The 23,866-nt window shown below is 39.4% G+C and carries 28 protein-coding genes; 2 read left to right on the forward strand and 26 right to left on the reverse strand.

Annotated features, from left to right (window positions below):
- Window positions 1-2: 2 nt before the first annotated feature.
- The 7 genes from JI666_RS04425 to aroC all read right to left on the reverse strand — a co-directional run bounded on the left by JI666_RS04425 (window position 3) and on the right by aroC (window position 6,814).
- Complete coding sequence (locus JI666_RS04425; RefSeq protein ID WP_349769298.1) at window positions 3-653, reverse strand: phosphoribosylanthranilate isomerase; 651 nt, start codon at window positions 651-653, stop codon at window positions 3-5.
- Window positions 628-1,398, reverse strand: coding sequence for an indole-3-glycerol phosphate synthase TrpC (gene trpC / locus JI666_RS04430; RefSeq protein WP_206889394.1), 771 nt, complete (start codon window positions 1,396-1,398; stop codon window positions 628-630). The genes JI666_RS04425 and trpC overlap by 26 nt, the downstream gene beginning before the upstream one ends.
- Window positions 1,391-2,416, reverse strand: a complete 1,026-nt coding sequence (gene trpD, locus JI666_RS04435; RefSeq protein WP_206889395.1) for an anthranilate phosphoribosyltransferase — start codon at window positions 2,414-2,416, stop codon at window positions 1,391-1,393. Before trpD ends, trpC begins: the two co-directional genes overlap by 8 nt.
- Window positions 2,409-3,920 carry an anthranilate synthase component I gene (gene trpE, locus JI666_RS04440; RefSeq protein WP_206889396.1) on the reverse strand — a complete coding sequence of 504 codons (1,512 nt, stop codon included), beginning with the start codon at window positions 3,918-3,920 and terminating at the stop codon, window positions 2,409-2,411. Before trpE ends, trpD begins: the two co-directional genes overlap by 8 nt.
- 280 nt (window positions 3,921-4,200) lie before the next feature.
- Window positions 4,201-4,563 carry a chorismate mutase gene (gene aroH, locus JI666_RS04445; RefSeq protein WP_206889397.1) on the reverse strand — a complete coding sequence of 121 codons (363 nt, stop codon included), beginning with the start codon at window positions 4,561-4,563 and terminating at the stop codon, window positions 4,201-4,203.
- A gap of 2 nt (window positions 4,564-4,565) precedes the next feature.
- Entirely contained in the window at window positions 4,566-5,642 is a 1,077-nt protein-coding gene (gene aroB, locus JI666_RS04450) for a 3-dehydroquinate synthase (RefSeq protein WP_206889398.1), read from the reverse strand.
- Window positions 5,642-6,814: a chorismate synthase gene (gene aroC, locus JI666_RS04455; protein WP_206889401.1), complete on the reverse strand. Its 1,173-nt coding sequence runs from the start codon at window positions 6,812-6,814 to the stop codon at window positions 5,642-5,644. The genes aroB and aroC overlap by 1 nt, the downstream gene beginning before the upstream one ends.
- A 262-nt stretch (window positions 6,815-7,076) precedes the next feature.
- On the opposite strand from aroC, the gene JI666_RS04460 reads away from it, so the two are divergent.
- On the forward strand, window positions 7,077-8,498 hold the full coding sequence (locus tag JI666_RS04460; protein ID WP_206889402.1) for an amidase: 1,422 nt from the start codon (window positions 7,077-7,079) through the stop codon (window positions 8,496-8,498).
- A gap of 78 nt (window positions 8,499-8,576) precedes the next feature.
- Here JI666_RS04460 and ndk read toward each other — a convergent pair whose 3' ends face one another.
- The 17 genes from ndk to JI666_RS04545 form a co-directional block, all read right to left on the reverse strand.
- Window positions 8,577-9,020: a nucleoside-diphosphate kinase gene (ndk, locus tag JI666_RS04465; protein ID WP_206889403.1), complete on the reverse strand. Its 444-nt coding sequence runs from the start codon at window positions 9,018-9,020 to the stop codon at window positions 8,577-8,579.
- Window positions 9,021-9,123: 103 nt separating this feature from the next.
- Complete coding sequence (hepT, locus tag JI666_RS04470) at window positions 9,124-10,095, reverse strand: heptaprenyl diphosphate synthase component II (protein WP_206889405.1); 972 nt, start codon at window positions 10,093-10,095, stop codon at window positions 9,124-9,126.
- Window positions 10,096-10,137: 42 nt separating this feature from the next.
- Entirely contained in the window at window positions 10,138-10,851 is a 714-nt protein-coding gene (locus JI666_RS04475; RefSeq protein WP_206889407.1) for a demethylmenaquinone methyltransferase, read from the reverse strand.
- A 3-nt stretch (window positions 10,852-10,854) separates the two neighbouring features.
- A complete protein-coding gene (locus JI666_RS04480; protein ID WP_206889408.1) occupies window positions 10,855-11,685 on the reverse strand; it encodes a heptaprenyl diphosphate synthase component 1 in 831 nt (276 codons plus the stop codon).
- A 216-nt stretch (window positions 11,686-11,901) separates the two neighbouring features.
- The gene (mtrB, locus tag JI666_RS04485) at window positions 11,902-12,123 is read right to left on the reverse strand and encodes a trp RNA-binding attenuation protein MtrB (RefSeq protein ID WP_160918977.1); all 222 of its coding nucleotides are present in this window, start codon (window positions 12,121-12,123) and stop codon (window positions 11,902-11,904) included.
- 23 nt (window positions 12,124-12,146) lie between these two features.
- A complete protein-coding gene (folE, locus tag JI666_RS04490; protein WP_206889409.1) occupies window positions 12,147-12,713 on the reverse strand; it encodes a GTP cyclohydrolase I FolE in 567 nt (188 codons plus the stop codon).
- 118 nt (window positions 12,714-12,831) lie between these two features.
- Window positions 12,832-13,104 (reverse strand): non-specific DNA-binding protein Hbs, encoded by a 273-nt coding sequence (hbs, locus tag JI666_RS04495; RefSeq protein WP_048309232.1) that lies wholly within the window; start codon window positions 13,102-13,104, stop codon window positions 12,832-12,834.
- 392 nt (window positions 13,105-13,496) lie between these two features.
- The gene (gene spoIVA, locus JI666_RS04500) at window positions 13,497-14,975 is read right to left on the reverse strand and encodes a stage IV sporulation protein A (RefSeq protein ID WP_206889410.1); all 1,479 of its coding nucleotides are present in this window, start codon (window positions 14,973-14,975) and stop codon (window positions 13,497-13,499) included.
- Window positions 14,976-15,195: 220 nt separating this feature from the next.
- Window positions 15,196-15,915, reverse strand: coding sequence for a YphF family lipoprotein (locus JI666_RS04505; RefSeq protein ID WP_206889411.1), 720 nt, complete (start codon window positions 15,913-15,915; stop codon window positions 15,196-15,198).
- A 31-nt stretch (window positions 15,916-15,946) separates the two neighbouring features.
- Window positions 15,947-16,144, reverse strand: coding sequence for a DUF2768 domain-containing protein (locus JI666_RS04510; RefSeq protein WP_206889412.1), 198 nt, complete (start codon window positions 16,142-16,144; stop codon window positions 15,947-15,949).
- 239 nt (window positions 16,145-16,383) lie between these two features.
- Complete coding sequence (locus JI666_RS04515) at window positions 16,384-16,635, reverse strand: stage VI sporulation protein F (protein ID WP_206889413.1); 252 nt, start codon at window positions 16,633-16,635, stop codon at window positions 16,384-16,386.
- Between the two features lie 69 nt (window positions 16,636-16,704).
- A complete protein-coding gene (locus JI666_RS04520) occupies window positions 16,705-17,760 on the reverse strand; it encodes an NAD(P)H-dependent glycerol-3-phosphate dehydrogenase (protein ID WP_206889414.1) in 1,056 nt (351 codons plus the stop codon).
- 12 nt (window positions 17,761-17,772) lie between these two features.
- Window positions 17,773-18,372, reverse strand: coding sequence for a glycerol-3-phosphate 1-O-acyltransferase PlsY (gene plsY, locus JI666_RS04525; RefSeq protein ID WP_206889415.1), 600 nt, complete (start codon window positions 18,370-18,372; stop codon window positions 17,773-17,775).
- Window positions 18,373-18,424: 52 nt separating this feature from the next.
- Window positions 18,425-19,738, reverse strand: coding sequence for a ribosome biogenesis GTPase Der (der, locus tag JI666_RS04530; protein ID WP_206889416.1), 1,314 nt, complete (start codon window positions 19,736-19,738; stop codon window positions 18,425-18,427).
- 196 nt (window positions 19,739-19,934) lie between these two features.
- Entirely contained in the window at window positions 19,935-20,120 is a 186-nt protein-coding gene (locus JI666_RS04535; RefSeq protein ID WP_206889417.1) for a capping complex subunit for YIEGIA, read from the reverse strand.
- On the reverse strand, window positions 20,117-21,007 hold the full coding sequence (locus tag JI666_RS04540; RefSeq protein ID WP_206889418.1) for a YIEGIA family protein: 891 nt from the start codon (window positions 21,005-21,007) through the stop codon (window positions 20,117-20,119). The genes JI666_RS04535 and JI666_RS04540 overlap by 4 nt, the downstream gene beginning before the upstream one ends.
- Entirely contained in the window at window positions 21,004-21,606 is a 603-nt protein-coding gene (locus tag JI666_RS04545) for a YphA family membrane protein (RefSeq protein ID WP_206889419.1), read from the reverse strand. The genes JI666_RS04540 and JI666_RS04545 overlap by 4 nt, the downstream gene beginning before the upstream one ends.
- Before the next feature lie 136 nt (window positions 21,607-21,742).
- On the opposite strand from JI666_RS04545, the gene JI666_RS04550 reads away from it, so the two are divergent.
- A complete protein-coding gene (locus tag JI666_RS04550) occupies window positions 21,743-21,880 on the forward strand; it encodes a YpzI family protein (protein WP_206890353.1) in 138 nt (45 codons plus the stop codon).
- A 70-nt stretch (window positions 21,881-21,950) separates the two neighbouring features.
- Here the strand turns inward: JI666_RS04550 and rpsA are convergent, their stop codons facing one another.
- Together rpsA and JI666_RS04560 are read right to left on the reverse strand one after the other, a co-directional pair.
- Entirely contained in the window at window positions 21,951-23,096 is a 1,146-nt protein-coding gene (rpsA, locus tag JI666_RS04555) for a 30S ribosomal protein S1 (protein ID WP_206889420.1), read from the reverse strand.
- A 182-nt stretch (window positions 23,097-23,278) separates the two neighbouring features.
- Window positions 23,279-23,863 carry a lysophospholipid acyltransferase family protein gene (locus tag JI666_RS04560; RefSeq protein WP_206889421.1) on the reverse strand — a complete coding sequence of 195 codons (585 nt, stop codon included), beginning with the start codon at window positions 23,861-23,863 and terminating at the stop codon, window positions 23,279-23,281.
- Between the last annotated feature and the right edge of the window lie 3 nt (window positions 23,864-23,866).

Here is a 23,866-nt window from a genome sequence, read left to right on the forward strand (position 1 = left end):
CTTTATCCCAGCCTTTCTTTCATTCGGTTAATCTTATTCTCATCTTTCCTATCATCTATTTCGATTCCGCTTGAAACATCAATACCATCAGGATTGTATTCAATTAACTCATTAACATTATCTGGATTAACGCCTCCTGCAATAAACAAAGGAACATTTTGGTTTTCGGCTTCGAATTGATATTCAGGAATCGCCTTCCAATCAAATCGCTTTCCAGTCCCTCCCCATTGTCCAGGAAGCTTCGTGTCGACGAGGTAACCATCAACTGCCTCTGAATACCGCGACATATTAGCAAGAGCACCATCACCGTGATGGAGCACTTTCCAAACTTGCTTTCCAGTCATTTGCTTGATTTTCGCTACAAATGCTGGAGTTTCTTTGCCGTGCAGCTGTATGATATCTAAGGGAACCTCGCTTACGGTTTGAGCCAACTCTTCAAGCTCGGGGTTAACAAAGACCCCTACAATTTTCATCGGCTTTTCTGGTGGATAATTTTTAAGCCATACAGCAACCTCTTCATTTGAAACACGGCGAATGCTATCCGCAAAAATAAACCCAGCGTACTGAACACCACTTAACCTAACTGTTTGCCAATCCTTTAAGGAACGATTTCCGCATAATTTAAGTTCAGGCGTTTTCATGTACTGTTTCACCAAACAATCTTCTAATCCCTGCTTCATATGTGCCACCGCGCATTAATGCTTCACCAACAAGTACAGCTGAAGCCCCTGCGCTCTTAACATCCTGAATGTCCTTATAAGTCGAAATTCCACTCTCACTAATCATCAAAGTTGATTCAGGTATAAAGTGACTAAGCAAATGTGTTTGCTTTGTCGATGTTTCAAAAGTTGATAGATTGCGGTTGTTAACTCCTATTACAGCAGGTGTAAAAGAAGCGGTTAGTTCCTTCAATTCTTCTTCTGAATGAACTTCAACCAAACATTCTAAATCGAAAGAAGCTGCAAGCTGATAGAACTCTTTCGTTTTTTGAACACCAAGCGTTCTTACGATCAATAGAATCGCGTCCGCCCCTATACGTTTGCTTTCTTCGATCTGTCTTTCATCGATAATAAAGTCTTTTCTTAGGATCGGTAAATTCACATGTTTCTTAACTTCTGTTAAGAAAGAGTTTGACCCTTTGAAAAACGTCTCATCAGTTAATACTGAAATGGCATCGGCACCCGCTTTTTCATACGCCTCAGCCACCTCCACCGGATCAAAATTGTCATTTATGATTCCCTTCGACGGAGAAGCTTTCTTCACTTCCGCAATAAGGCCAAGTTCATGTGTTGGATTTTGTAAACTTTCAATAAATGATACATTGTTGAATTTTTGATCTTCAGGCATGTTAAACCGCGCCATTTCTTCGTGCTTTACTTCTATTATTCGATCAAGCATGAACATTCAACTCCTTTTCCTCACGTAAGAGATTCAGTTGATTTCTTGCAGTACCATTTTTGATTGCGTCGCTTGCCATCTGAACACCCTCTTTAATCGAGTCACTTGCACCAGCAAGATAGAGCGCTGCTCCCGCATTATAAAGTACAATTCCTGTACTCGCTTCATTCCCATCGCCATTGAAAATTTGCTTGATAATCGTAGCACTCTCTTTCGAAGTATCAACTCTTAAATCATTTTGGTTACATGAAAGTAGTCCTACATCTTCTGGCGTATGACGGTATGTGAAAACTTCCTCATCTTTCAACTCAACAAAATCTGTATAAGTCGAGATCGAGCATTCATCCATACCTTCACCACCTGTAACAAACAACGCCCGCTTTGTGCCAAGACGTTTTAGAGCCTCCGCCATTTTCAATGCCTTTTCATGGCTGTATACACCAATTAACTGTGACTGACTTCCAGCTGGATTAGCTAATGGGCCAAGGCTATTAAATACCGTTCGAAAACCGATTGCTTTGCGGGCATTTACAGCATGTTTCATTGCGGTATGATAATTTGGTGCAAACAAGAAACACATATTTCTCTCTTTCAGTGTTTGAATTGCATCATCACGAGAAGATTGAGTTGGGATAGCTAGTTCATCTAATACATCCGCACTTCCACTTTTAGAAGAAACAGCTCTATTGCCATGTTTCGCTACTTTAACTCCAAGACTTGATACAAGAATAGCTGAAGCGGTTGAAATATTAAAGGTCGATTGCCCATCTCCACCGGTACCACATGTATCAATAAGGGGAAGCCCCCCATGGTCAAGTTGTATGACATGGTTACGTAACGATCTAACAAAACCAGTCAGTTCATCAACCGTCTCGCCTCTCATTTCAAGAATCGTTAGGAAACTAGCAATTTGCGCATCATCTGCTTTTCCTTCCATAATGACATCCATTATTTGCTCTGCCATTGATTCAGATAGTGTCTCTCCTGCGATCATTCTCTGTAACTGTTCTTTAAACATTTAACCGCTCCTCCTTTTTGTCGAAAATCGCTTCAGCTACCTGAATGGCTTTAATAAGTGCACTTGCTTTATTACGCGTCTCTTCCCACTCATTTTCTGGGATAGAATCAGCTACAATTCCCGCTCCTGCCTGTACGTAAGCTGTGCCATCTTTGATCACCATTGTTCGAATTGCGATGCATGAATCTATATTTCCATCAAAGCCAATATAGCCGATCGCTCCTGAATAAATGGATCTCGAAGTTGGTTCTAATTCATTAAGAATTTGCATTGCCCTTACTTTCGGAGCGCCGGATACTGTACCTGCCGGGAAAGAGGCAACCACTGCGTCAAGACTAGTAAATCTAGGAGCTAAAACGCCAGTAACTTTTGAAATAATATGCATGACGTGTGAGAACTTACCGATATCCATTAACTGTGGGACAGAGACGCTTCCATATTCAGAAACTCTACCAACATCGTTTCTCGCAAGATCTACGAGCATATAATGTTCCGCACGCTCTTTCTCATCAAGGAGTAACTCTTCAGCTAGTGCTTGATCTTCCTCCTCCGTCCTTCCACGTTTTCTCGTACCTGCTATTGGATCGATTTCTACCTTTCCATCCCTAACCTGTACTAGCTTCTCAGGTGAACTACCAATAATTTCAACATTATTCATTTTCAAATAGAACATATATGGTGAAGGGTTAATAATCCGAAGCACCCTGTATAAATCGAGACCTTTAATAGAAACATCTTTTTGGAACCGCTGTGAAAGGACTGCTTGAAATACGTCACCTTCTTCAATGTATTTCTTGATCTTCTCAACATCTTCTAAAAATTGGTGCTTTTCATAATTAGATTTAACTTGAGAGAAGTCAACTTCATCATTAGATTCATCAGGTAAGTGCATCGCGTCTCCTTGCGTTTGCTTAGACGCAATTGAAACAAGTTCATCCATAACTTCGAAAGCATTTTGGTAAACCTGCTCCACATTAGAATTTTCGTTCAATCTAGCATGGTGACAAATGGTCAGTCTTTTTAAATGATGGTCATAAATTAATAGATTCTCACAAACAATAAAGTGAAATAACGGCATATCTTCATCACGATCTTTATGAATAGGAACTTTATCAAATTGACTAACCGCGTCGTATCCTATATAACCTACCGCTCCTCCATAAAAAGGAAAAGACGTATCGGGAAGCTTAGGATTCAAGTACTCAAATAAAGCCTGAACTCCTGATTGGAAGTCCTTACGTTCAAGTATACTTTTGCCTTCCGCATCCACTACGTTAACTAGCCCTTGTTGTTCAATTAACGAGAACACGGGATCAACGCCAATAAATGAATAGCGAGACCATCTTGATTCCTGATCGCTGCTCTCTAAAAGAAAACTGGCACGCTTGCCAATGTTTTGAAAAATTTGAATGGGTGTTGTCGTATCGAGAAAGTACGACTTCATTAGCGGGATCGTTCCATATGTTAGGGCATCCCTTTGAAAAGAAGAATAATCTGTAGTCAACGTTCTCACCTCTCCATAATAAGTAATGGAGAATGGGAATGTTGAGCATTCCGAGGATGAAAAATGTGGTATGACAAAGAACAGACTACATTCGTCTGAATTATCACAATACCGAAAAAGGGTATATAAAAACCCCCTGAATAACCTCAGGGGGTGAATAAACGTATCCCTCTAAGCTCTCCTCAACTCAACTATCCTATTCTCAGCTCTCTCAACTCGTCATTCCTGTATTGCCTCTGCTCTAAACTTATTACTATCCTAGTATGATGATGAATATTTGTCAACTTGCAAGATCTGGACGAAGCGAAACAGCCTTTTCTAAATAGACATGTTGAACTTCATCTTGTCCTTGAGTTGTATTCACTGTCATTAATATTCTGATACAAAATGGTAAAGATCCCTCTACATCAATTTCAGATGAACATAGAAGTGGGACATTTGCCCATCCGTCAAATAACCTAACCGCTTCAGCAGGGAAAACAGCATCCAAATCCCTGGTCATTGTAAAGTGAATAGATGCAACCAAATCTGGTGTTACTTTGTTTTGTTCGATTGTTTCTTTCAATAGCTTTGTAGTCGCTTCAACAATAGCATTCTTTTCATTTACATTAACAGTCGTTGCCCCCCGTATCCCTCTAATCACAGTCAGACGCTCCTTTCAACACTTACTTCAAGTAGCTTAAGTGCAGTTTCATCATCAATGCTCACTTTAATAGGAGTACCAATTCTCTTAAGCAAGACAAATTGTAAACTCTTATTCTCAGCTTTCTTATCTTTCTTCATCCGTTGAAGTAGCTTCATCATGTTAAGTTCACGAGGGACTTCTACAGGAAGACCTAACTCTTGGAACCACACCCTTAATTCATCCATACGAAGCTTTGTTTGAAAGTATTCCTCACTCAGTCTGAGAGCATAGATCATTCCAATAGCTACAGCTTCACCATGTGTCATCTTTCCATATCCTAGCTCAGCTTCTATCGCGTGTCCAAGCGTATGCCCAAAGTTTAAATAAGCCCTTACGCCTGTCTCACGCTCATCTTCTTTAACAATGTCACCTTTAACGTTTATGCCTTTCATTATCATGAATTGAAGCTCATCATCAGAATAATTCTGAACGTCTTTTCTTCGGTCTAACAGCCAGTTCAAGAATATCTCATCATGAATCAGTGCGTGCTTAATCACTTCACTAAATCCTGAGCGCCACTCTTTACCAGGTAAAGTGCGTAAACATTCGATATCATAAATAACAGCAGCTGGTTGGTGAAAAGCACCAATTAAGTTCTTACCTAATTCATGATTAATACCTGTTTTTCCACCGACACTTGAATCATGTGCGAGCAGTGTTGTTGGCATCTGGATAAAGTCGATACCTCTCATATATGTAGCTGCGGCGAAGCCTGCGAGATCGCCAACTACACCGCCTCCAAGTGAAATGATACATGACTTTCGATCTAGATCCGCCTCAAGCAACGCGGTCATACATTTATGATATTGTTCAAAGGATTTCGACTCTTCTCCAGATGGAACTACAAAATAAGCGAGCTTCTCTTTTCCCAGAATGGATGACAAGTAGTGCGCTTGAACAGCTTCATCCGTAATAATAAAGAAATTAGAATATGAAGCATAATTGTTTATTAGTTCTCTCCATTTCGACCGTATACCTTTTCCGATATGAACTGGGTAACTACCACCGCTCGTTTCGATCCTAATCGTATCCACCATTAAAACTCCCGGCTGTATTTCCTGTGCTGGTTAAGCGCTTCAGAAATTTCTTCAATCCGATCATGACCAAATTTATCAAGAATTGAGCATGCAACTTCCCATGCTACAACATTCTCTGCTACTACACTTGCAGCAGGCACAGCACAGCTATCAGAACGCTCAATGCTTGCAGCAAATGGTTCTTTTGTATCAATGTCAACACTTTGGAGAGGTTTGTATAAGGTTGGTATGGGCTTCATCACACCTTTTACAACGATTGGCATACCTGTCGTCATTCCACCTTCGAAACCTCCAAGGTTATTAGTCTTACGCGTATAGCCCTCTTCCTTTGACCATTGAATTTCATCATGAACTTCACTTCCTGGCTTCTTAGCAGCTTCAAATCCAATACCAAATTCAACACCTTTAAACGCATTGATACTCATGATTGCTCCAGCTATTTTGAAATCTAGTTTACGATCATAATGAACATGACTGCCAAGTCCAACCGGTAAACCTTCAACAACAACCTCTACAATCCCACCTATAGAATCACCATTGCTTTTTGCATCATCAATGGCTGTCATCATTTTCTTTCCTGCTTCATCATCAAGACTACGAACTGGAGATTCTTCTGAAACACGTTGCATTTCTTCAAGCGACATGCCGCCATCATAGTTGCTTTCAACGCCACCAATCATTCGTACATGCCCTGCTACTTGAATGCCAAGTGTCTTAAGCAATTTCTTTGCTACTGCTCCAGCTGCAACTCTAACCGTTGTTTCTCTGGCTGAAGAACGCTCCAGTACATTTCTCATATCACGATGACCGTATTTAATAGCACCATTTAAATCAGCATGCCCTGGACGAGGACGCGAGATCTGTCGCTTCATATTGTCTTCCTGTTCTTTGGTTAACGGCTCAGCACCCATATAATTCTTCCAGTGCGTCCAATCTTTATTTTCAACAACTAGTGCAATGGGGGCTCCAGTTGATTTAGCATGTCGTACACCGCTTAAGATTTGAACTTGATCTTTCTCAATTTGCATGCGACGTCCACGACCATAACCAAGTTGACGCCTCGCTAGTTCTGTATTTATATCCTCCGCTACTAGCTCAAGCCCTGACGGAAGTCCTTCTAGTATTGTCGTTAATTGTGGTCCGTGTGATTCTCCTGCTGTTAAGTATCTCATCCTATCTCCTCCATATGCTTTGACGCTTTTACGTACTACTATATCATATCGAATAAAATTAGTGTAACGATTATTAAAATTTCGATTAATGTTGCAGATATCCTATCATAATCTCACTAAAAAAACACACAACCAAATTTAAATTTATCTTTTTTTACTTTTATTGAGCAATGATGCTTTTTGTGAATTTCTGTTTCTGATTGATTGAGATTCTAATATTCGCTACAGTTAAGATAATCGTATTTTTAAAGGAAGTGTACATATGCGTATTACAGACCTAACCGCTAGAGAAATGGCAAACCGAATTGCAATCCGAGAGATATCTCCAGTAGATGTCGTCTCCAGTCATCTTGAGCGGATTAGAAAACTCAATCCTGAGTTAAATATGTTTATTACTGTATTCGAAGAAGAAGCTCTAAAAGAAGCCAACCTAGCCGAAGAAGCTCTAATGAAAGGTGAATCAATTGAACCTCTTCATGGAATACCGATTGCCATTAAAGATCTAACACCTGTAATTGGGAGACGCACAACATTTGGATCAACTCTTTTCCATGATCACATCGCTACACATGAGCCTACTATCGTTAAACGAATCAAAAAAGCTGGTGCTATTATTATAGGCAAAACAAACACACCAGAATTTGGTCATAAAGGAACAACTGACAACCAGGTGCTTGGCCCCGCTAAAAACCCATGGAATCCATCGGTAACAGCAGGTGGGTCTAGCGGAGGGTCAGCAGCTGCTGTAGCCAGTAAATGCGTTCCTTTAGCTGAAGGTAGCGATGGGGGAGGTTCGATTCGAATTCCTGCAAGTCTTAACGGAATCATTGGGTTAAAACCGACATTTGGACGAGTACCATTTGATAGCTCTCCTGTTAATCGCTTTGGGACAACTCAACCGTTTGTACACTATGGTCCAATGAGTCGAACAACTGAAGATGCTGCCCTCCTCCTTTCAGTTATGCAAGGATATGAACCCAATGACCCTTTTTCTGTTCCAGTACCTGATGGAGATCTACTCGATGAATATTCAAATGGTGTGAAAGGGCTAAATTTTGCTTATACAGAGGACTATGGTTTATATCCATGTGATCCTGAAGTAAAAGCACAAATAGAAGAGACGATTGACATCTTAAGAAAGCATGGAGCGAAGGTCGATAAGGTGTCCATACAAATTGAAATGAAGTTAGAAGAACTTATCTCTTTCTTTAATACAATGTGGTTTGCAGGGCTTGCCTCTGCTTATGGTCCCTTATACGATCAGTTTCCAACACAGTTTAGCCCATCGGTTACAAAGATGATTCAAGCAGGAAGAAAGTTAAGTGCCGTGGAACTACGTGACACAGAAATGCAACGCACTATTGTATGGAATACCCTACAAAGTACACTTACTGACTACGATGCGATTCTTTCACCAGTATTAGGTGTACCTGCTTTTCCTTACAACATAGAAGGACCAGCTTCAATTAATGGAAAAACCACTTCACCAATCTCTGATTGGATGATGACACAACTTTACAACTGCACTGGCCATCCTGCTATTTCAATCCCTGGAGGGTTTACTTCAGGAGGATTGCCTGTAGGACTGCAAGCTGCAACTGCTAAATTTAATGATCGCTTATTACTTCAAATTGCACGAACAATTGAGTTAGAGAAAGGCTTTCCCTCTCCTTTATTTCACTAAATTTTCTCACCATAAATAAAGAGCCGGACAATTAGTCCGGCTCCAATAAATATAAGCGCTTTCATTTTTGCGAAATTTTTAAACCCACTTAGAAATGGTTTTAGTATATTCGTTCAATTCATTTTCATTAAAGAACAATGAAATCTCACGTTCTGCACTTGTTGGTGAATCTGAACCATGAATAACATTCATGCTAACTTGAACACCATAATCGCCACGAATCGTACCAGGATTTGCATCTGTTGGATTTGTTGCTCCCATCATAGTACGAGCAGTTGAGATCACATTGTCACCTTCCCATACCATTGCAAAGACAGGTCCTGATGTGATGAAGTCTACAAGCTCACCGAAAAATGGGCGCTCTTTATGTTCCCCATAATGGTTTTCTGCAAGATCTTTTGAAACCGTCATCAATTTTGCTCCTACTAAATTAAAGCCCTTCTTCTCAAAGCGTGAAACAATTTCACCAATCAAGTTGCGTTGCACGCCATCAGGCTTGACCATTAGAAATGTCTTTTCCATGAAAAATCTCCTCACCTTCAACAAAGTATATGTACAGGGCAGAAAGCGTTTTTCTGCCCTTCAAAATTCTATCAAATATTCGCAAAAATAACAACATTTCCTTTTAATGTTTTCTTTTGCCGATATATTCCGCTATTTGTCTAAGTGAAGTTCTAGCAGATTGCGATGGAAGCTGCTCAAGTTCATTGAACGCTTTCTGAAGATAGCGATCACTAATACGCTGTGAGAATTCAATGCCACCAGAAGATTTTACTATCGAAATAACTTGATTGACCTTTTCTTGCGAGGTATTTAATTCTTTAGAGAAAATGTTCATGATTTCACGCTTCTTGTTGCCTTGATTCATCGCGTAAAGGACAGGCAATGTAATATTTCCTTGTAGCAAGTCCCCACCAGCTGGCTTTCCAAGTTCTTTAACAGTTCCGGTATAATCAAGGATATCATCAGTAATTTGATACGACATGCCTACATAGTACCCAAATTGTTTAAGGTGTCGTTGATCGACCTTCGAAGCTCCTGCAGCTACAGCACCTAATTCACATGAAGTAGCGATTAGAAGCGCTGTCTTCCGTTTTATTCTTCGAAAATAATCTCTTACATTTTGATCCCAGTTGAACTGGTCTTTTATCTGTTCTATTTCTCCAATGCTCATTTCTAGAATGGCATTCGATAAGATGGTATTGGCTGCAGGATCTTTAAGCTCAGTAACAAGTTCAACCGCACGCGCAAAAATATAGTCTCCTGTATACATGGCAACGCGATTGTCCCATTTTGCTTTGATCGTTTTCTTGCCTCGTCTCATTTCTGCATCATCAATAACATCATCATGTACAAGTGAAGCCATGTGAATTAATTCGAGCGCAACTGCTACATTCTTCATATGTACTAAATTATAGTCTCCGAATTTTCCTGAAAGCAAAACGAAAACAGGACGGATTCGTTTCCCTCCAGCTTTTAATAGGTGGTTAGAAGCGTCACGAAGAACAGGATGATGAGCATTCACTGTCTGCTCTAATTCGGATTCAATAAAAGATAAATCTTTTTTTAAGGAAGCATAAATCGTTTTTAATTTCATGAGATCCACCTAACTGATTATCACAAAATATCTGTTGTCTTTTTATGATTGGACTGCTTTAAATCCTCTATGCATTGCGGCAACTCCCCCAGAATATGGTTTAACATCTACACGACTAAACCCATTCTTAAAGAAAAGCTGCTTTAACTCATCTCTACCAGGAAACGTGCTAGCTGATTCTTGCAACCAGGAGTATTCCTCATAGCTTTTTGCTATCATTTTACCGAGAACCGGCATGACATGTTTGAAATACCCATAATACACTTGTCGAAAAACTGGAATAGTTGGCTGGGAAGTTTCAAGACAGACAACTTGACCACCAGGTTTAACCACTCGATGCATTTCTTTAATGACCTGATCGTAATCAGGTACATTTCTGAGACCGAAACCGATTGTCACATAATCAAAAGAATGGTCTTCAAACGGCAAATTCATAGCATTACCGTGTATAAGTGTAACATTCTCACTTTTCTTTTCTTCAACCTTCACTTTCCCGACTTCTAGCATATTTTCACTGAAATCAAGTCCTATAGCACTTCCGCTTTCACCAACAGCTTCACCCATAGCGAGTGTCCAATCTGCTGTACCACAGCAAACATCGAGAGCAGATGCTCCCTTCTGAACATCCATTAAACGCATTGTATCCTTGCGCCAGGCTTTATGACGTTGAAAACTAATAACCGAATTCATGACATCATAGCGTTTTGATATTGATTGAAAAACATTGTGTACGCGTTCTTCTTTAGATGTAGTCATGCCTTATCCCTCTTCCGCCAATTTCTCTTCCTGTATTCCAATGATTCCCCAGTTATACTCGAGTCGATTTTGAAACCAACGATGCAGTTCTGAATAATGCTGGCAAAGAAAATCAATTTCTTTTTTTGCATGTGCCGCATACGAGTCCAAAACGGTTCTCGCTTTTGATGCTTGCTGATCAGATGTTAGCTTAGATTCTTTAACTGAAAGTAGGGTTGATGCAATCTTTTGTAGCAAATTAGAACTAGAATGAATTAAACCCTGCTTTCGCTCTAGAAGAAGACGATTCATATAGAAATATTGCATTCCGAATGTCTTCCAGTTATCAAGACTGAAATGTTCAGCTACTTTTCTAACTAAAATGGATTCGATTTCCATTAAATTATCAAATATCGATTCTACCGTGCGATGATCTGTTTGATAAAAAGACATTTTGGCTTCATTGATTTCTTGAATCGCTTCAGATAATGTTCGAATCAGTTCATTATCATGCCATTTAGAAAGAATATGGTAATACATGCTACTAAAGTAGTCGCCTGCTAAAACGGTTAGCTGACGATTCTTCCTCTCATTCTCATTTGCAATCTCATCGAGAGAAATTAGTTCATGTGTATCTAGTGCAATTTGCACCAGCATAATGGATAGAAGGGTATCTTCCTTCCTTTTTCGTTCAAGCTTGGTTTGTTCTAGCATGCCATAGAACACATATAGCCTCTCTTCATCAATAATTGGAAAATCGATAAATTGAAGCAAATATGAATGGGATAGGCGAGACTGCAGCATGTCCCGAACTCCAGCTATTTGTTTATATGTGGTTTCCTTTGGATTTGTCATATCCCATACCCCTTACATGTCTTCCAATTAGAAAAATTCGGCTTACCATCAAACCTTAATGGAAGCCTTCATTTTTTCATATACTTTATTCCACCTCATATGATTTTCATAAAGTATAAATATGTATTTACTCATAGTATAGCACAATAAGCCCCTTGCTAAAACGGGACTTGCTCCGTTCTTAAATCAAAGAAAAGCAGGTTCATACATCCTGCTTTACTCTTCTGTACTTATTTCACCGTGTTCTGTTTGAATAACTGCTTTGCCTCTTACCTTAACGGCAGATGTATGTTCAGTAAATTGAGCAATCATCACTTCACCTTTATCAAGTTTCTCTGAATGATGAAACCTCGTATCAGAACCACGTGTTAACCCTATGACGTTAACGCCATTCTCCAGGGCTTTAATTACAAAGAAATCATTACTTTCGCTTTTCATAGTTATCACTCCGCTTAACAGAATTAACCCTTAATTAGGCCAAGCACTTCAGCACGAGCTGCAGCATCATTTTCAAAAACGCCTCTTACAGCTGATGTCACAGTAGATGATCCAGGCTTCTTAACACCCCTCATCGTCATACACATATGCTCAGCTTCCACTACTACCATAACTCCATGAGGTTCTAGAGTTTCTACCATTGAATTAGCAATGGTGGATGTAATACGCTCTTGAAGCTGTGGTCGTTTTGTTACAGATTCTACTGCTCTTGCAAGCTTACTTAGACCAGTTACTTTACCACCTTTAGGTATGTATGCTACATGCGCTTTTCCAAAAAAAGGAACAAGATGGTGCTCACAAGTTGAATAGAAAGGAATATCCTTAACTAGCACTAACTCTTCGTGATCTTCTCCAAAAATGGTTTGGAAATGTTCCTTAGGATCTTGATGAAGTCCCTGAAAAATCTCTTCATACATTCTAGCAACTCGTTTTGGAGTATCTAATAATCCTTCACGCTCTGGGTCTTCTCCAATTGCTTCAAGGATCATTTTAACTGCTTCTTGTATTTTATCATGATTAACTTCGTACATGGTTCTTACTCCTCCATTCAGGGCCTTTAATACCTATGAAGATTCTAGCATAAGGTGAAAAAGTTAGCAAAAAAGAAGAGCCGCAAAATGTGCGGCTCTTCTTTGCCCTATGTATTTCTTACTTCACTGCATCCTTAAGGGCTTTACCAGGTTTAAATGCAGGAACCTTACTTGCAGCGATTTCGATCTCTTCGCCAGTTTGAGGATTACGCCCTTTACGAGCAGAACGCTCACGGACTTCAAAGTTACCAAAACCAATTAGTTGAACTTTGTCACCCTCTTGCAAGGATTGCATAATGTTATCAAAAACTGAGTCAACAGCTTTTGTCGCTTCTTTTTTAGAAAGCTCTGCAGATTCTGCAACAGCATTGATTAGATCTGTCTTGTTCATTCTGTTCACCTCCTCTCAAGAGAGATGGATAATTACATTCATTCACTTATTGACCAATATTTATACGTTGCAATGCACGTTTAGTACGTTTGCAAGCCCTATATTATACGAAGATGCGAAAGAATTCAATACGTTTGTCTTGATTTCAGCGATTTTTCAATGATTTTTTACTTATTATCTGCTTAAAGTACCATTTGTAAACGCTTTATGGTGCACTTTGATGAAATTAGTTTATTCAATCTACTTCCTAACAATAAACCGTTTTACATAGTTAGAGGGTGTTTCAGAGAATAGAATTATCCTCTTTCTTATTTCTAAAGAATAGTACCCAATTATCATCTACCTTTAAACCAAAACAAAAAAACTGACTCCATATAGCGGAGTCAGCTAAGTTATAGTATGATCGCAATTAATCCTCCTGAACCTTCGTTAATAATGCGTTCAAGCGTTTCCTTTAATTTATAACGTGCATTTTCCGGCATTAATCCGAGCTTCGCTTGGATACCTTCCCTCACAATCGAATTCAGTGAACGTCCGAAAATATCTGAATTCCAAATTGAAAGCGGATCCTCTTCAAAGTCTTGCATAAGATAACGAACTAGCTCCTCACTTTGTTTCTCAGTGCCAATAATAGGTGCAAATTCTGACTCTACATCAACTTTAATCATATGAATGGAAGGAGCTACAGCTTTCAGTCTTACACCAAATCTTGAACCTTGTCGTATAATCTCCGGCTCATCTAGGCTCATATCTTCAATTGCAGGTGCAGCTATTCCATAACCGGTTTGCTTTACCATTCGAAGTGCCTCTGAAACATGATCATATTCAGCCTTTGCAAAAGCAAATTCTTGCATAAGTTGAAGAAGGTGATCCTTCCCTCTAATTTCCACTCCCACGACTTCTTTTAGAATTTGATCGTACAAATCATCTGGTGCATAGAGGTCAATTTCTGCAATTCCTTGACCCATTTCAATTCCTGCAAGTCGTGCATCCTGTATGAATTCAAACTCCTCGAATTGTCCTACGACCCGATCGACATCCCTGAGTCGTTTGATATCTTTTACAGTTTCTCTAACAGATTCTTCATAATTCTGTCTGAGCCAATGATCTTGATGAAGCACCATTACCCAGCTAGGTAGGTTCACATTTACTTCCAATACAGGAAATTCATATAGCACTTCTCTTAGAACATTGTTGATATCATGCTCAGTCATACTTTCCACACTCAACGAGATAACCGGGATATCATATTTGTGAGACAAATCCCCTCTTAAAGCTTCTGTTTGTGGATGATGAGGATGGGCTGAGTTAACAATCATAATAAACGGCTTGCCCACTTCTTTTAATTCCTCTACGACTCTCTCCTCTGATTCCAAATAATCATGTCGAGCAATTTCACCAATTGATCCGTCGGTTGTAATCACAACACCAAGAGTAGAATGTTCCTGAATCACTTTTCTTGTACCGATTTCTGCTGCTTCCTGGAATGGAATTGGTTCTTCATACCACGGTGTATTAATCATTCGTGGTCCATCTTCATCTTCGTATCCTTTTGCTCCAGGTACAGCATACCCAACGCAATCCACAAGCCTTACATTGACATCAAGTCCATCTTCAACATGGATTTGAACTGCATGATTTGGTACGAATTTAGGTTCAGTCGTCATAATCGTACGGCCAGCAGCACTTTGTGGAAGTTCATCTTGAGCTCTTGCTCGATCTGAATCACTTTCCATATTAGGCAGTACGATAAGTTCCATGAACTTTTTAATAAATGTCGATTTTCCTGTTCGAACAGAACCTACTACTCCAAGGTATATATCTCCCCCTGTACGCTCTGCGATATCTTTGAAGATATCCACTCTCTCCACGTGATCGCCTCCTGAATTCCGTCTCGCTGGACGAAATGATTCACTCTAGACCGCAGACTTTCTTGAACACTATCATTCTATGATGTTGTCCAACAAATATGACAGTTCATAGTAAAAGGATTTGGTGTAGCAGGTAAACTTTCTGTCCTCTATTAGAAATAACCATAAAAAAGTCCCTCCTCTTTTTAATAGTTGTATTGCAAAAGAGAAGGGAAAATACCTATTTCACTAAAAAAACAGCTTTATCATTTTCAATTGTATATGGGACAGAAGATACGGGAACATAAAACGAATTATCTGCTAATAAATCTCTAATGTCTTCTCCATTCTTATACGTGTGATCAGGGTTATTCACAATGGCTTTGTTAAGATCATCCTTGTAATCTATATGTACCTCACCATTTTGGTCAAGGAAGAATGGAAGTTGATCATTTGTGTATGGACTTGTTATAGTTGGCTCCTCATCCATACCAAGCGCATCATAATCGATAGAATACCTGTCCTTCGCCAAAACATCCTTAAATGGTGGATACTTGTGGTTACGTCTGTAATCGTTAACTTGAAGCTGAAGATCTTTTACTTTATCGACTGTCACTAAATCAATTAATCTTACAGTTGGATTTTCCTCTACATGAATCAACACATACTGAAAGACACCACCATTTTCAAAAGAGTTTCCAGGTGCCTGTTGTAAAAAAGCAGGAACAAGCTTTTTGAAGTCAACTGGATATTTTTGATAGATCGGTGTACTTTGATCTCTTGTTTTGATAGGAAGAATGGATTTATTCTCCTGATATTGTTCTACTGACGATTGAACAGATTGAATTTGATCCGTATATGGGATTTGATTCTCGTTTTTCTGACTTTCTGGATAAAGACAACCAGAAAGAACAGCAACAAGGCATGTCCATACTAGAATCTGCGTTACTAATCGCTTCATTACACTCATTCCTTATTTAAAATTTCCGGTCTTAGTTAGTTGGACCTGTGAATACGACAAGTAGCATTAGTACTCCCGCAACAAACATACACATATAAGCAAATGTTGAAACAATAACACGTAAAAAGCCTTTTAATTTCGATCGGCTCAACATAATAGCCATAACGGCAATAAACATTAAACCAAGCGCCGACAGCGCTACCCACATTTTAATTAATGCTGGTGACATGATAATCCCCCTAGTCTTAGTAACTTGCACTGCCCATCATTATAACAAACCTTTATATGATTTACCTATAGAGGTTTTAACAATCCATAAGTAAAAAGCTGAAGAAAGGGGCTTTTCTTCAGCTTTGACTATATGGATTTCACTTTGAAGTGTGCTCATGCACATTGATGGTTCCTTTTTAGTATATGTTCTTACTTGAAGGCGGTATGGTTGATTAGCCTATTTTTGAAACTATTTTCCTATTTCTGGCTAAACAACTTAGCTATGGACGAGAGGTCAAACGGAATGTTTTTATTCACAATGGCCTTCACAATCCGGTCTTCTTTTTCCTTCGAGACGTTTACGTTCGCAACGCGTGCAACATTTGCAATTAACTTGCGCACCGTTTTTTCATCAGTAAAATCTGCGCCTTGGACCGAATTTGCCAATTTAAAGATGTCTTCCTTTTTTACGTTGGTTTTCTTTTCAATGTTATCAAACAAATCGCTCACGCTGTTTCCTCCTTACCATTAACGTTCAACATAGTGTATGCAAGGAGGAATACTTCGTGCTTTGCCTATTTACAGTTCTTTAGGATTTAATTCAAAACGATCTGCTAATAACGATGTTAAGTCTTCTGTTTCATGAGTACGAAGCCGTCCCATTAGTTGGTCAACCCCATCTTTAGCAGCTTTGTTATTAAAGAGAACCTCAAATAAGACAGATGTAATCGGCATCTCAACGTTCTGTTCTTTAGCAAGGTAATAGGCTGCCTTTGTTGTACGAACACCTTCTACAACCATGCCCATGTTCTCTAAAACTTCATCAAGATTGTTTCCTTTACCGAGAAGGTTCCCAGCACGCCAGTTACGACTATGTACACTAGTGCAAGTAACAACTAGATCACCTATTCCAGTAAGCCCCATAAACGTTAATGGATTTGCGCCCATAGCTGTTCCAAGTCTTGCAATTTCTGCTAGTCCTCTCGTAATGAGAGCTGCTTTTGCATTATCTCCATAACCAAGGCCATCAGATAAGCCTGCTCCTAAAGCAATGATGTTCTTCAGAGCTCCACCGAGTTCTACTCCGATAATGTCATGGTTTGTATATACACGGAAATTAGAGTTCATGAAAAGATCCTGAACAAACTCAGCTTCTTCGATTGTTTTAGAAGAAACAGTTACTGTAGTTGGATGACGAAGACTCACTTCCTCTGCGTGACTAGGACCTGATAACACAACTACCGCTTTACGAAGAGCTTCAGGAATTTCTTCCTCAATTACTTCAGAAATACGTTTAGATGTGTCGGGCTCAATTCCTTTACTTGCATGAATGATTGTGACAGGCTTCTTCAAATAATTCTTAAGCTCTGGTAATACTTCTCGAAGTGCCTTCGTTGGAGTAACGAGTAAAATCGCTTCTGAATCCTTCACACTTTCCTCAAGTGAACTCGTCGCTTTAATTCGATCAGATAGTGTAATACCGGGCAAATACTTTTCATTTGAATGCTTCTCATTCACTTCTTCAGCAAGATCTTCTCTTCTTGCCCAAAGTTTAACCTCATGATTGTTGTCTGCTAGTACGATTGCAAGAGCCGTTCCCCAGCTACCTGCGCCTACTACTGATATAGTCGCCATTGAACTTCCTCCCTACTGCTCGACCTTTTGACCGAGCTTGCTTTCAGTTCCAGAAACCAAACGTTTCACATTTGTACGATGTCTCCATACAGAAACAACCGCTAGCATCGTCCCTAACCAAATATATGAAGTTGGATATCCGCCTAGCAAGAAGATAAATGCAGGAGTTAACACTACAAAAATCAACGAACCGAGTGATACAAACCTGGTAATAAAAATAGAAAGAATTGCGATAATACCTGCATATAAAGATGGAAGAAAAGCAAGGGTGGCAAATACCCCTATAGTTGTTGCCACACCTTTCCCACCTCTAAATCCAAAGAAAACAGGCCAATTATGACCAATGATTGCACTTATTCCGGCAAGGAAAGGGACAATCGGTTCACTAGAGAACCAATACCCTAACCAGACGGCAAGTATGCCTTTCACTACATCTAGAATTAGAACTGCGATAGCAGGACCTGTTCCTAAAACCCTAAGTGTGTTTGTCGCTCCTGCATTACCGCTTCCATGATCTCGTATATCTATTTTCTTAACTATGCGAGCAATTAAATAACTAAAGCTAACCGAACCAAGCAGGTAAGCTGCAATGCAAATCAGGATCGTGATCATGTCATTTCCCCCTTCGTATTAGCATGACTCCCCTGTATAAAAGAAAGAGAAACTATTCGCTTTTTCTTCGAGCAAAAATGCGAAGTGGAGTACCCTGGAAACCAAACGTTTCACGAATACGATTTTCTAAGAAGCGACGGTAAGAGAAATGCATTAGTTCTGGATCGTTTACAAAGAGAACGATCGTTGGTGGCTTAACTGCAACTTGTGTCGCGTAGTTAATCTTCAATCGCTTACCATTATCAGTTGGTGTAGGGTTCATTGCTACTGAATCCATAATTAATTCATTAAGAATGTTAGTCTTCACGCGAAGAGCATGATTCTCGGCAACAGTATTCACAACAGGTAATAGCGTATGAAGACGTTGCTTTGTTTTAGCAGATAAGAAAACAATTGGTGCATAACTAAGGAATAAGAAGTGATCGCGAATCTTCTGTTCAAAGACGCGCATTGTCTTATCATCTTTTTCAACAGCATCCCACTTGTTGACCACGATAACGACAGCTTTCCCCGCTTCATGTGCATAACCTGCCACTTTCTTATCTTGTTCAATAATACCTTCTTCACCATCTATGACGACCAATACTACGTCGGAACGTTCAATTCCTCTCATCGCTCGGAGTACACTGTACTTCTCAGTCGTTTCATAGATTTTTCCGCGCTTCCTCATTCCTGCGGTATCAATGATAACGTAATCTTGTCCATCTCTTGTAAACATTGAGTCAATTGCATCTCTAGTCGTTCCTGCAATGTCACTAACAATAACTCTTTCTTCTCCTAGAATGGTATTAACAAGAGAAGATTTTCCAACGTTAGGACGACCTATTAGCGAGAATTTAATAGTACCTTCATCATATTCTTCTTCATTCTCTTCAGGGAAAGATTTAAATACCTCATCTAAAAGGTCACCAAGCCCAAGTCCATGTGAGCCTGAAATACCATAAGGAGTACCGAAACCTAGTGAATAGAAATCATAAACGAGCGTTTGTTGTTCAGGATTATCAACTTTATTAACTGCGAGAACAACAGGTTTGTTAGAACGATAAAGAATCTTTGCCACTTCTTCATCTGCGTTGGATATACCATCACGGCCATTCACCATAAAGATAATAACATCAGCTTCATCAATTGCTATTTCAGCTTGATAACGAATCTGAGAAAGAAATGGTTCGTCACCTATCTCAATACCACCTGTATCTATGATATTAAATTCGCGGTTTAACCATTCACCGGTACTATAAATACGATCTCTTGTTACTCCTGGAGTATCTTCTACAATAGAGACTCTTTCTCCTACTATACGATTAAAAATGGTCGATTTCCCAACATTTGGTCGACCTACTATTGCGACAACTGGTTTTGTCATTAATGTGCACGCCCTTTCTAAAAAACTATCTAAGCTTAACTCCAGAAAGTCGTGGACAAACTTTCCAACAGTTCATTGTAAAAAACCCTCCTCTATAAGAAGGGTATAGTCTTTGATAGCTTTTATATCTTATCAAAAAAGCAACCAATGAACAACAGAGGAAAATGAATCTTCCTGCAGTGGTTCTTTTTCCCAGCTAATGTTTTACGATAATATACACATCATTACTTAATTTATGTGCAATTCCATCTAATATAGCTTCAAGATCAGCTGCTACTTGATCCATTTCATCTTTTGTTTCACACACAAACACGTTTGCACCTACAGGCACTTTACTCGCTGAAAGAGTTACAGCCGCTAGAATCAACTTCTCTAGAATCACGATTGTTCACTTCCTTTTTCTTTTGTTTCTGTAGGCATCCTTATCGCATTTTCAAGTGTTGGTACTTGCGAAATAACTTTCATTGCGAGATCGGCGCTTTTGTTTTGGGGAAGAATGAAAACACCTATTCGACCATCATCCAAGTCCCTTTTAATCAGTGGAACCAGAGCAGGAGTTCCGGAATCACGATAAACACCCAGAGAAATGGCAAGATCGTGGAGAATAGCCTGACGCTGTCCTAGATTCCCTATTGTCGAGCGAGCATCAAAATTCTTTGGCTTAATAACAAAACCTAGTCCATGTTTAAGAATTTCTTCTTGCCTTACCGGAATCCCAATATTCATAATATAAATATTATCTACATATAAACCAGCGCCATCAAATGATACAGTAGCCTGCTCTATATCCGCTATTTTCCCTAGTTTACTTCCTGTCATATATTTCTTAGCAACTAAAAACGCAAGAAATGCTGCTATGCATGCAGCCCATATATTGATTGCGAGGTATGCTAATGAAGATACAAACGAAATAAAAATCACAAGATAGTTACGTCCTTCAAATGTTACTGCAATTCCTTCAATATATGATGCTCCTCTTGGAACCAGCTCAAGCGAATCCATTTCAGTTAGTGTTTTCCTTTCCATGTTTCTTACTTCCCTAAATTGAGAAGCCGCCAAAGTAAGGAACGTTACAGCAGTAAATTCCTGCTCCATAATAGATGGCACAACCAACGCACCTAGCGAGGCAGCAATAAAGCCAAGTGCAAGATGAATAATCATTCCGTGTGGATACGTCGGATATTGACGATAATCAGTACGGAACATATAAATACGTGCTAATGTACCAACCGTAACGCCAAATAGAATTGAGAAAGTATACTCATTCATGAATATCCACGCCTTTCTTGATGTTTTCTAACAATCTTTTCTAAGTGTGCCGTTAATTGAACAAAATAATGCCAAACGACAGTACTCATAATAGAGATGGCTACGATATCAAACGAAGCTAATTCACCAGCTACCCTATTAATGCCCATCTGATGAAATAAGGTAGTAAGAATGACCTCACCATGTAAAACCCCTAGGAGCAAGAGCGCACACCTCTCAGCAGAGCTATGAAGTGAAATATGAATAATAATAAATAAGATTGCTGATACTGACCATTTCGTATACAAATATGTAAAAACTGGGTCATATATTGAAAACAGTTCAATTGACGTATACGCTGCTGTTACTATGAGCATTATGATGACGGCGTATACTCTCGTCACTTGCATGTATGTCAACAAAACGTTATAACCATAAATCAATGCGAATAGAAATAGCCCAGTAACTGTGTACTCCATCATTTGAAACTCTACATTTATACTACAGATCGCAAGTAATAATAAAAACGTTAGATGCTTTCTTTTGTTTGACGCTTTAAGAAAGAAAACAGTGATTACGACTCCCATCCAGGCAAACCATAGAAAAAACGCGCCATCCACTCAAATCTCCTCCTTCCATTATGTTCAGTATGGGATGATTTCATGATGTATAGACTCACAAGTTTCAAATGCATAACTTTTAATCATTTTTTTCATGATAAGAAGGAGAAGAATTTAAGAAAAAGGAGTGATAATGATGGGTAAAGATCGGCAGGAGAAAAAGCTAAAGAAGTCAAGACGTGTGGAATCAGATCGTGATCAATCTCTTGAGAACCGTGGAGCAACTACTATTGAAGGTCCTACTGAAGCAAGAAAGAGAAACGGTTTACAGTAGAAGGGTGTAGCTTCTTAGAATAGTGAGGCATAGAAAAAGCTTTCTGCCATTGGCAGAAAGCTTTCGTTACTTATTTATACTTTTTTAGTTGATCACCGATCATATCGCCAAGTGAGAATGGTGAGTTTCCATCACTTTCTTTTTGATACTCTTCAACTTCATTTGAAACTTGCTCAGTTTCAAGAACCTTAATACTTAATGAAATACGCTTCTCATCAAGGTTAACATCAAGGACTTTCACACGAACGGTTTCCCCTTCAGTAAGTACTTCTTGAGGTGTACCGATATGCTTGTTCGATATTTCAGAAATATGAACAAGACCCTCAACGCCAGGAGCAACTTCTACGAAAGCACCAAAGCTTACGAGACGCTTGACAGTTCCTTCAATTTCATCGCCAGCATTAAGACTGCCTTTTACTTCTTCCCACGGTCCTGGGAGGGTTTCTTTAATGGATAATGAAATTCGTTCGTTGTCACGGTCAACCGATAAAATCTTCACATTTACCTGCTGTCCTTCTGAAACAACTTCAGATGGTGTCTCAACGCGATGATGTGCCATCTGAGAGATATGAACAAGTCCATCTACTCCACCGATGTCTACAAAAGCACCGAAGTCTGTCAATCGCTGAACAGTACCTTCAACAACTTGTCCTGCTTGAAGAGATGCAAGTGTTTCTTGTTTCTTATGATCCGCTTCTTGCTCAAGCACTGCACGATGTGACAGAATTACTTTCGCTTTCTCAGGATCAAATTCAACAATTTTGACGCTCAGGCTTTTGCCTTTGTAATCTGAGAAATCCTCAACGTAATGTCTTTCAACAAGAGATGCTGGAATAAATCCGCGTACACCAAGGTCAACGACAAGGCCACCCTTAACAACGTCGGCAATCTCCACATCAAATGCTACTGAATTCTCATATTTCTCTTGCAAAGCGTCCCACGCTTGGTCAGCCTCGACTGCTTTCTTAGAAAGCACTAGCTCATCTTCAGATACTTTGGTTACTTTAACTTCTATTTCATCACCTTCTGAGAGCACGTCGCTGACTTTTTCGACGTGAAGGCTTGACAGTTCGCTGATTGGCAGCACTCCATCAACTTTAAAACCTACATCAACTGATGCATGTTTTTCTTCGACTTTAGAGATCTTACCAGTCACCACATCTCCAATTTCGAATGATTTGAACTCAGTCATTTCCTGATTCATCTCTTCACCCATTGACAAACTCCTCCTTCAATCCAAAAGAAATAAAACTTTTCGATATGATTTATAAAAGTCTTCCACTAGTTGTGAAAGAAATTTATTGAAAAGTTAAGCACCCTTTCCTCTAACTTTCACTAAAATCGACGGATTTGTCAAGTATCCTGACGCATTTATTTAAATTTTTTAACAATATTGAATTATTTATGATGTTTTTCGATAAGTTCTTGAATTTCTTGCATAATAGCTTGGGTTGCTTTTTTGGCTGCTCCCTGCTCTTCACGAAGCGGAGATAAATCAACGGGCTTACCGTATACGATCTTCAAACGACCAAATGGCTTATATGAGCCTTGGATTGCACACGGTACAACAGTGACTTCAGGTCGAAGCGCAAAGAATCCTGCCCCAGATAAACCTTCCCCGAGCTTACCATCCTTACTTCTAGTACCTTCAGGAAAAAGACCGACGACACCGCCATCTTTTAGAATTTTCATCCCACTTCTCAATGCCTGCTTATCACTCATACCCCTTTTAACAGGAAAAGCGCCTACTTTATAAATTAATTTACCAAGAACAGGTATAGTGAATAGCTCTGACTTTGCCATAAAGCGAACATCTCTCGGACACATCGCTCCAACCAAAGGCGGATCAAGATTATTAATATGGTTGGAGCAGAGTAGTATCCCTTTATCTTTAGGTATGTTCTCCTCACCTTCAACCGTCACTTTATTGAAAAGCTTAAAATAAACGCGAAATAAGCCTTTCCCTACTCCATATAAACTCACTTG

The sequence above is a fragment of the Bacillus sp. NTK071 genome (assembly GCF_017303315.1).
Classification (GTDB): Bacteria; Bacillota; Bacilli; order Bacillales; family Guptibacillaceae; genus Guptibacillus.

Bases quoted from the DNA above. Each gene is read 5' to 3' on its own strand.
- trpC (WP_206889394.1), bottom strand. From the start codon at position 1,398: ATGCTTGATCGAATAATAGAAGTAAAGCACGAAGAAATGGCGCGGTTT.
- trpD (WP_206889395.1), bottom strand. From the start codon at position 2,416: ATGTTTAAAGAACAGTTACAGAGAATGATCGCAGGAGAGACACTATCT.
- aroB (WP_206889398.1), bottom strand. From the start codon at position 5,642: ATGGTGGATACGATTAGGATCGAAACGAGCGGTGGTAGTTACCCAGTT.
- aroC (WP_206889401.1), bottom strand. From the start codon at position 6,814: ATGAGATACTTAACAGCAGGAGAATCACACGGACCACAATTAACGACA.
- JI666_RS04460 (WP_206889402.1), top strand. From the start codon at position 7,077: ATGCGTATTACAGACCTAACCGCTAGAGAAATGGCAAACCGAATTGCA.
- ndk (WP_206889403.1), bottom strand. From the start codon at position 9,020: ATGGAAAAGACATTTCTAATGGTCAAGCCTGATGGCGTGCAACGCAAC.
- hepT (WP_206889405.1), bottom strand. From the start codon at position 10,095: ATGAAATTAAAAACGATTTATGCTTCCTTAAAAAAAGATTTATCTTTT.
- JI666_RS04475 (WP_206889407.1), bottom strand. From the start codon at position 10,851: ATGACTACATCTAAAGAAGAACGCGTACACAATGTTTTTCAATCAATA.
- JI666_RS04480 (WP_206889408.1), bottom strand. From the start codon at position 11,685: ATGACAAATCCAAAGGAAACCACATATAAACAAATAGCTGGAGTTCGG.
- mtrB (WP_160918977.1), bottom strand. From the start codon at position 12,123: ATGAAAAGCGAAAGTAATGATTTCTTTGTAATTAAAGCCCTGGAGAAT.
- folE (WP_206889409.1), bottom strand. From the start codon at position 12,713: ATGTACGAAGTTAATCATGATAAAATACAAGAAGCAGTTAAAATGATC.
- hbs (WP_048309232.1), bottom strand. From the start codon at position 13,104: ATGAACAAGACAGATCTAATCAATGCTGTTGCAGAATCTGCAGAGCTT.
- JI666_RS04505 (WP_206889411.1), bottom strand. From the start codon at position 15,915: ATGAAGCGATTAGTAACGCAGATTCTAGTATGGACATGCCTTGTTGCT.
- JI666_RS04510 (WP_206889412.1), bottom strand. From the start codon at position 16,144: ATGTCACCAGCATTAATTAAAATGTGGGTAGCGCTGTCGGCGCTTGGT.
- JI666_RS04520 (WP_206889414.1), bottom strand. From the start codon at position 17,760: ATGGCGACTATATCAGTAGTAGGCGCAGGTAGCTGGGGAACGGCTCTT.
- plsY (WP_206889415.1), bottom strand. From the start codon at position 18,372: ATGATCACGATCCTGATTTGCATTGCAGCTTACCTGCTTGGTTCGGTT.
- der (WP_206889416.1), bottom strand. From the start codon at position 19,738: ATGACAAAACCAGTTGTCGCAATAGTAGGTCGACCAAATGTTGGGAAA.
- JI666_RS04540 (WP_206889418.1), bottom strand. From the start codon at position 21,007: ATGAATGAGTATACTTTCTCAATTCTATTTGGCGTTACGGTTGGTACA.
- JI666_RS04550 (WP_206890353.1), top strand. From the start codon at position 21,743: ATGGGTAAAGATCGGCAGGAGAAAAAGCTAAAGAAGTCAAGACGTGTG.
- rpsA (WP_206889420.1), bottom strand. From the start codon at position 23,096: ATGGGTGAAGAGATGAATCAGGAAATGACTGAGTTCAAATCATTCGAA.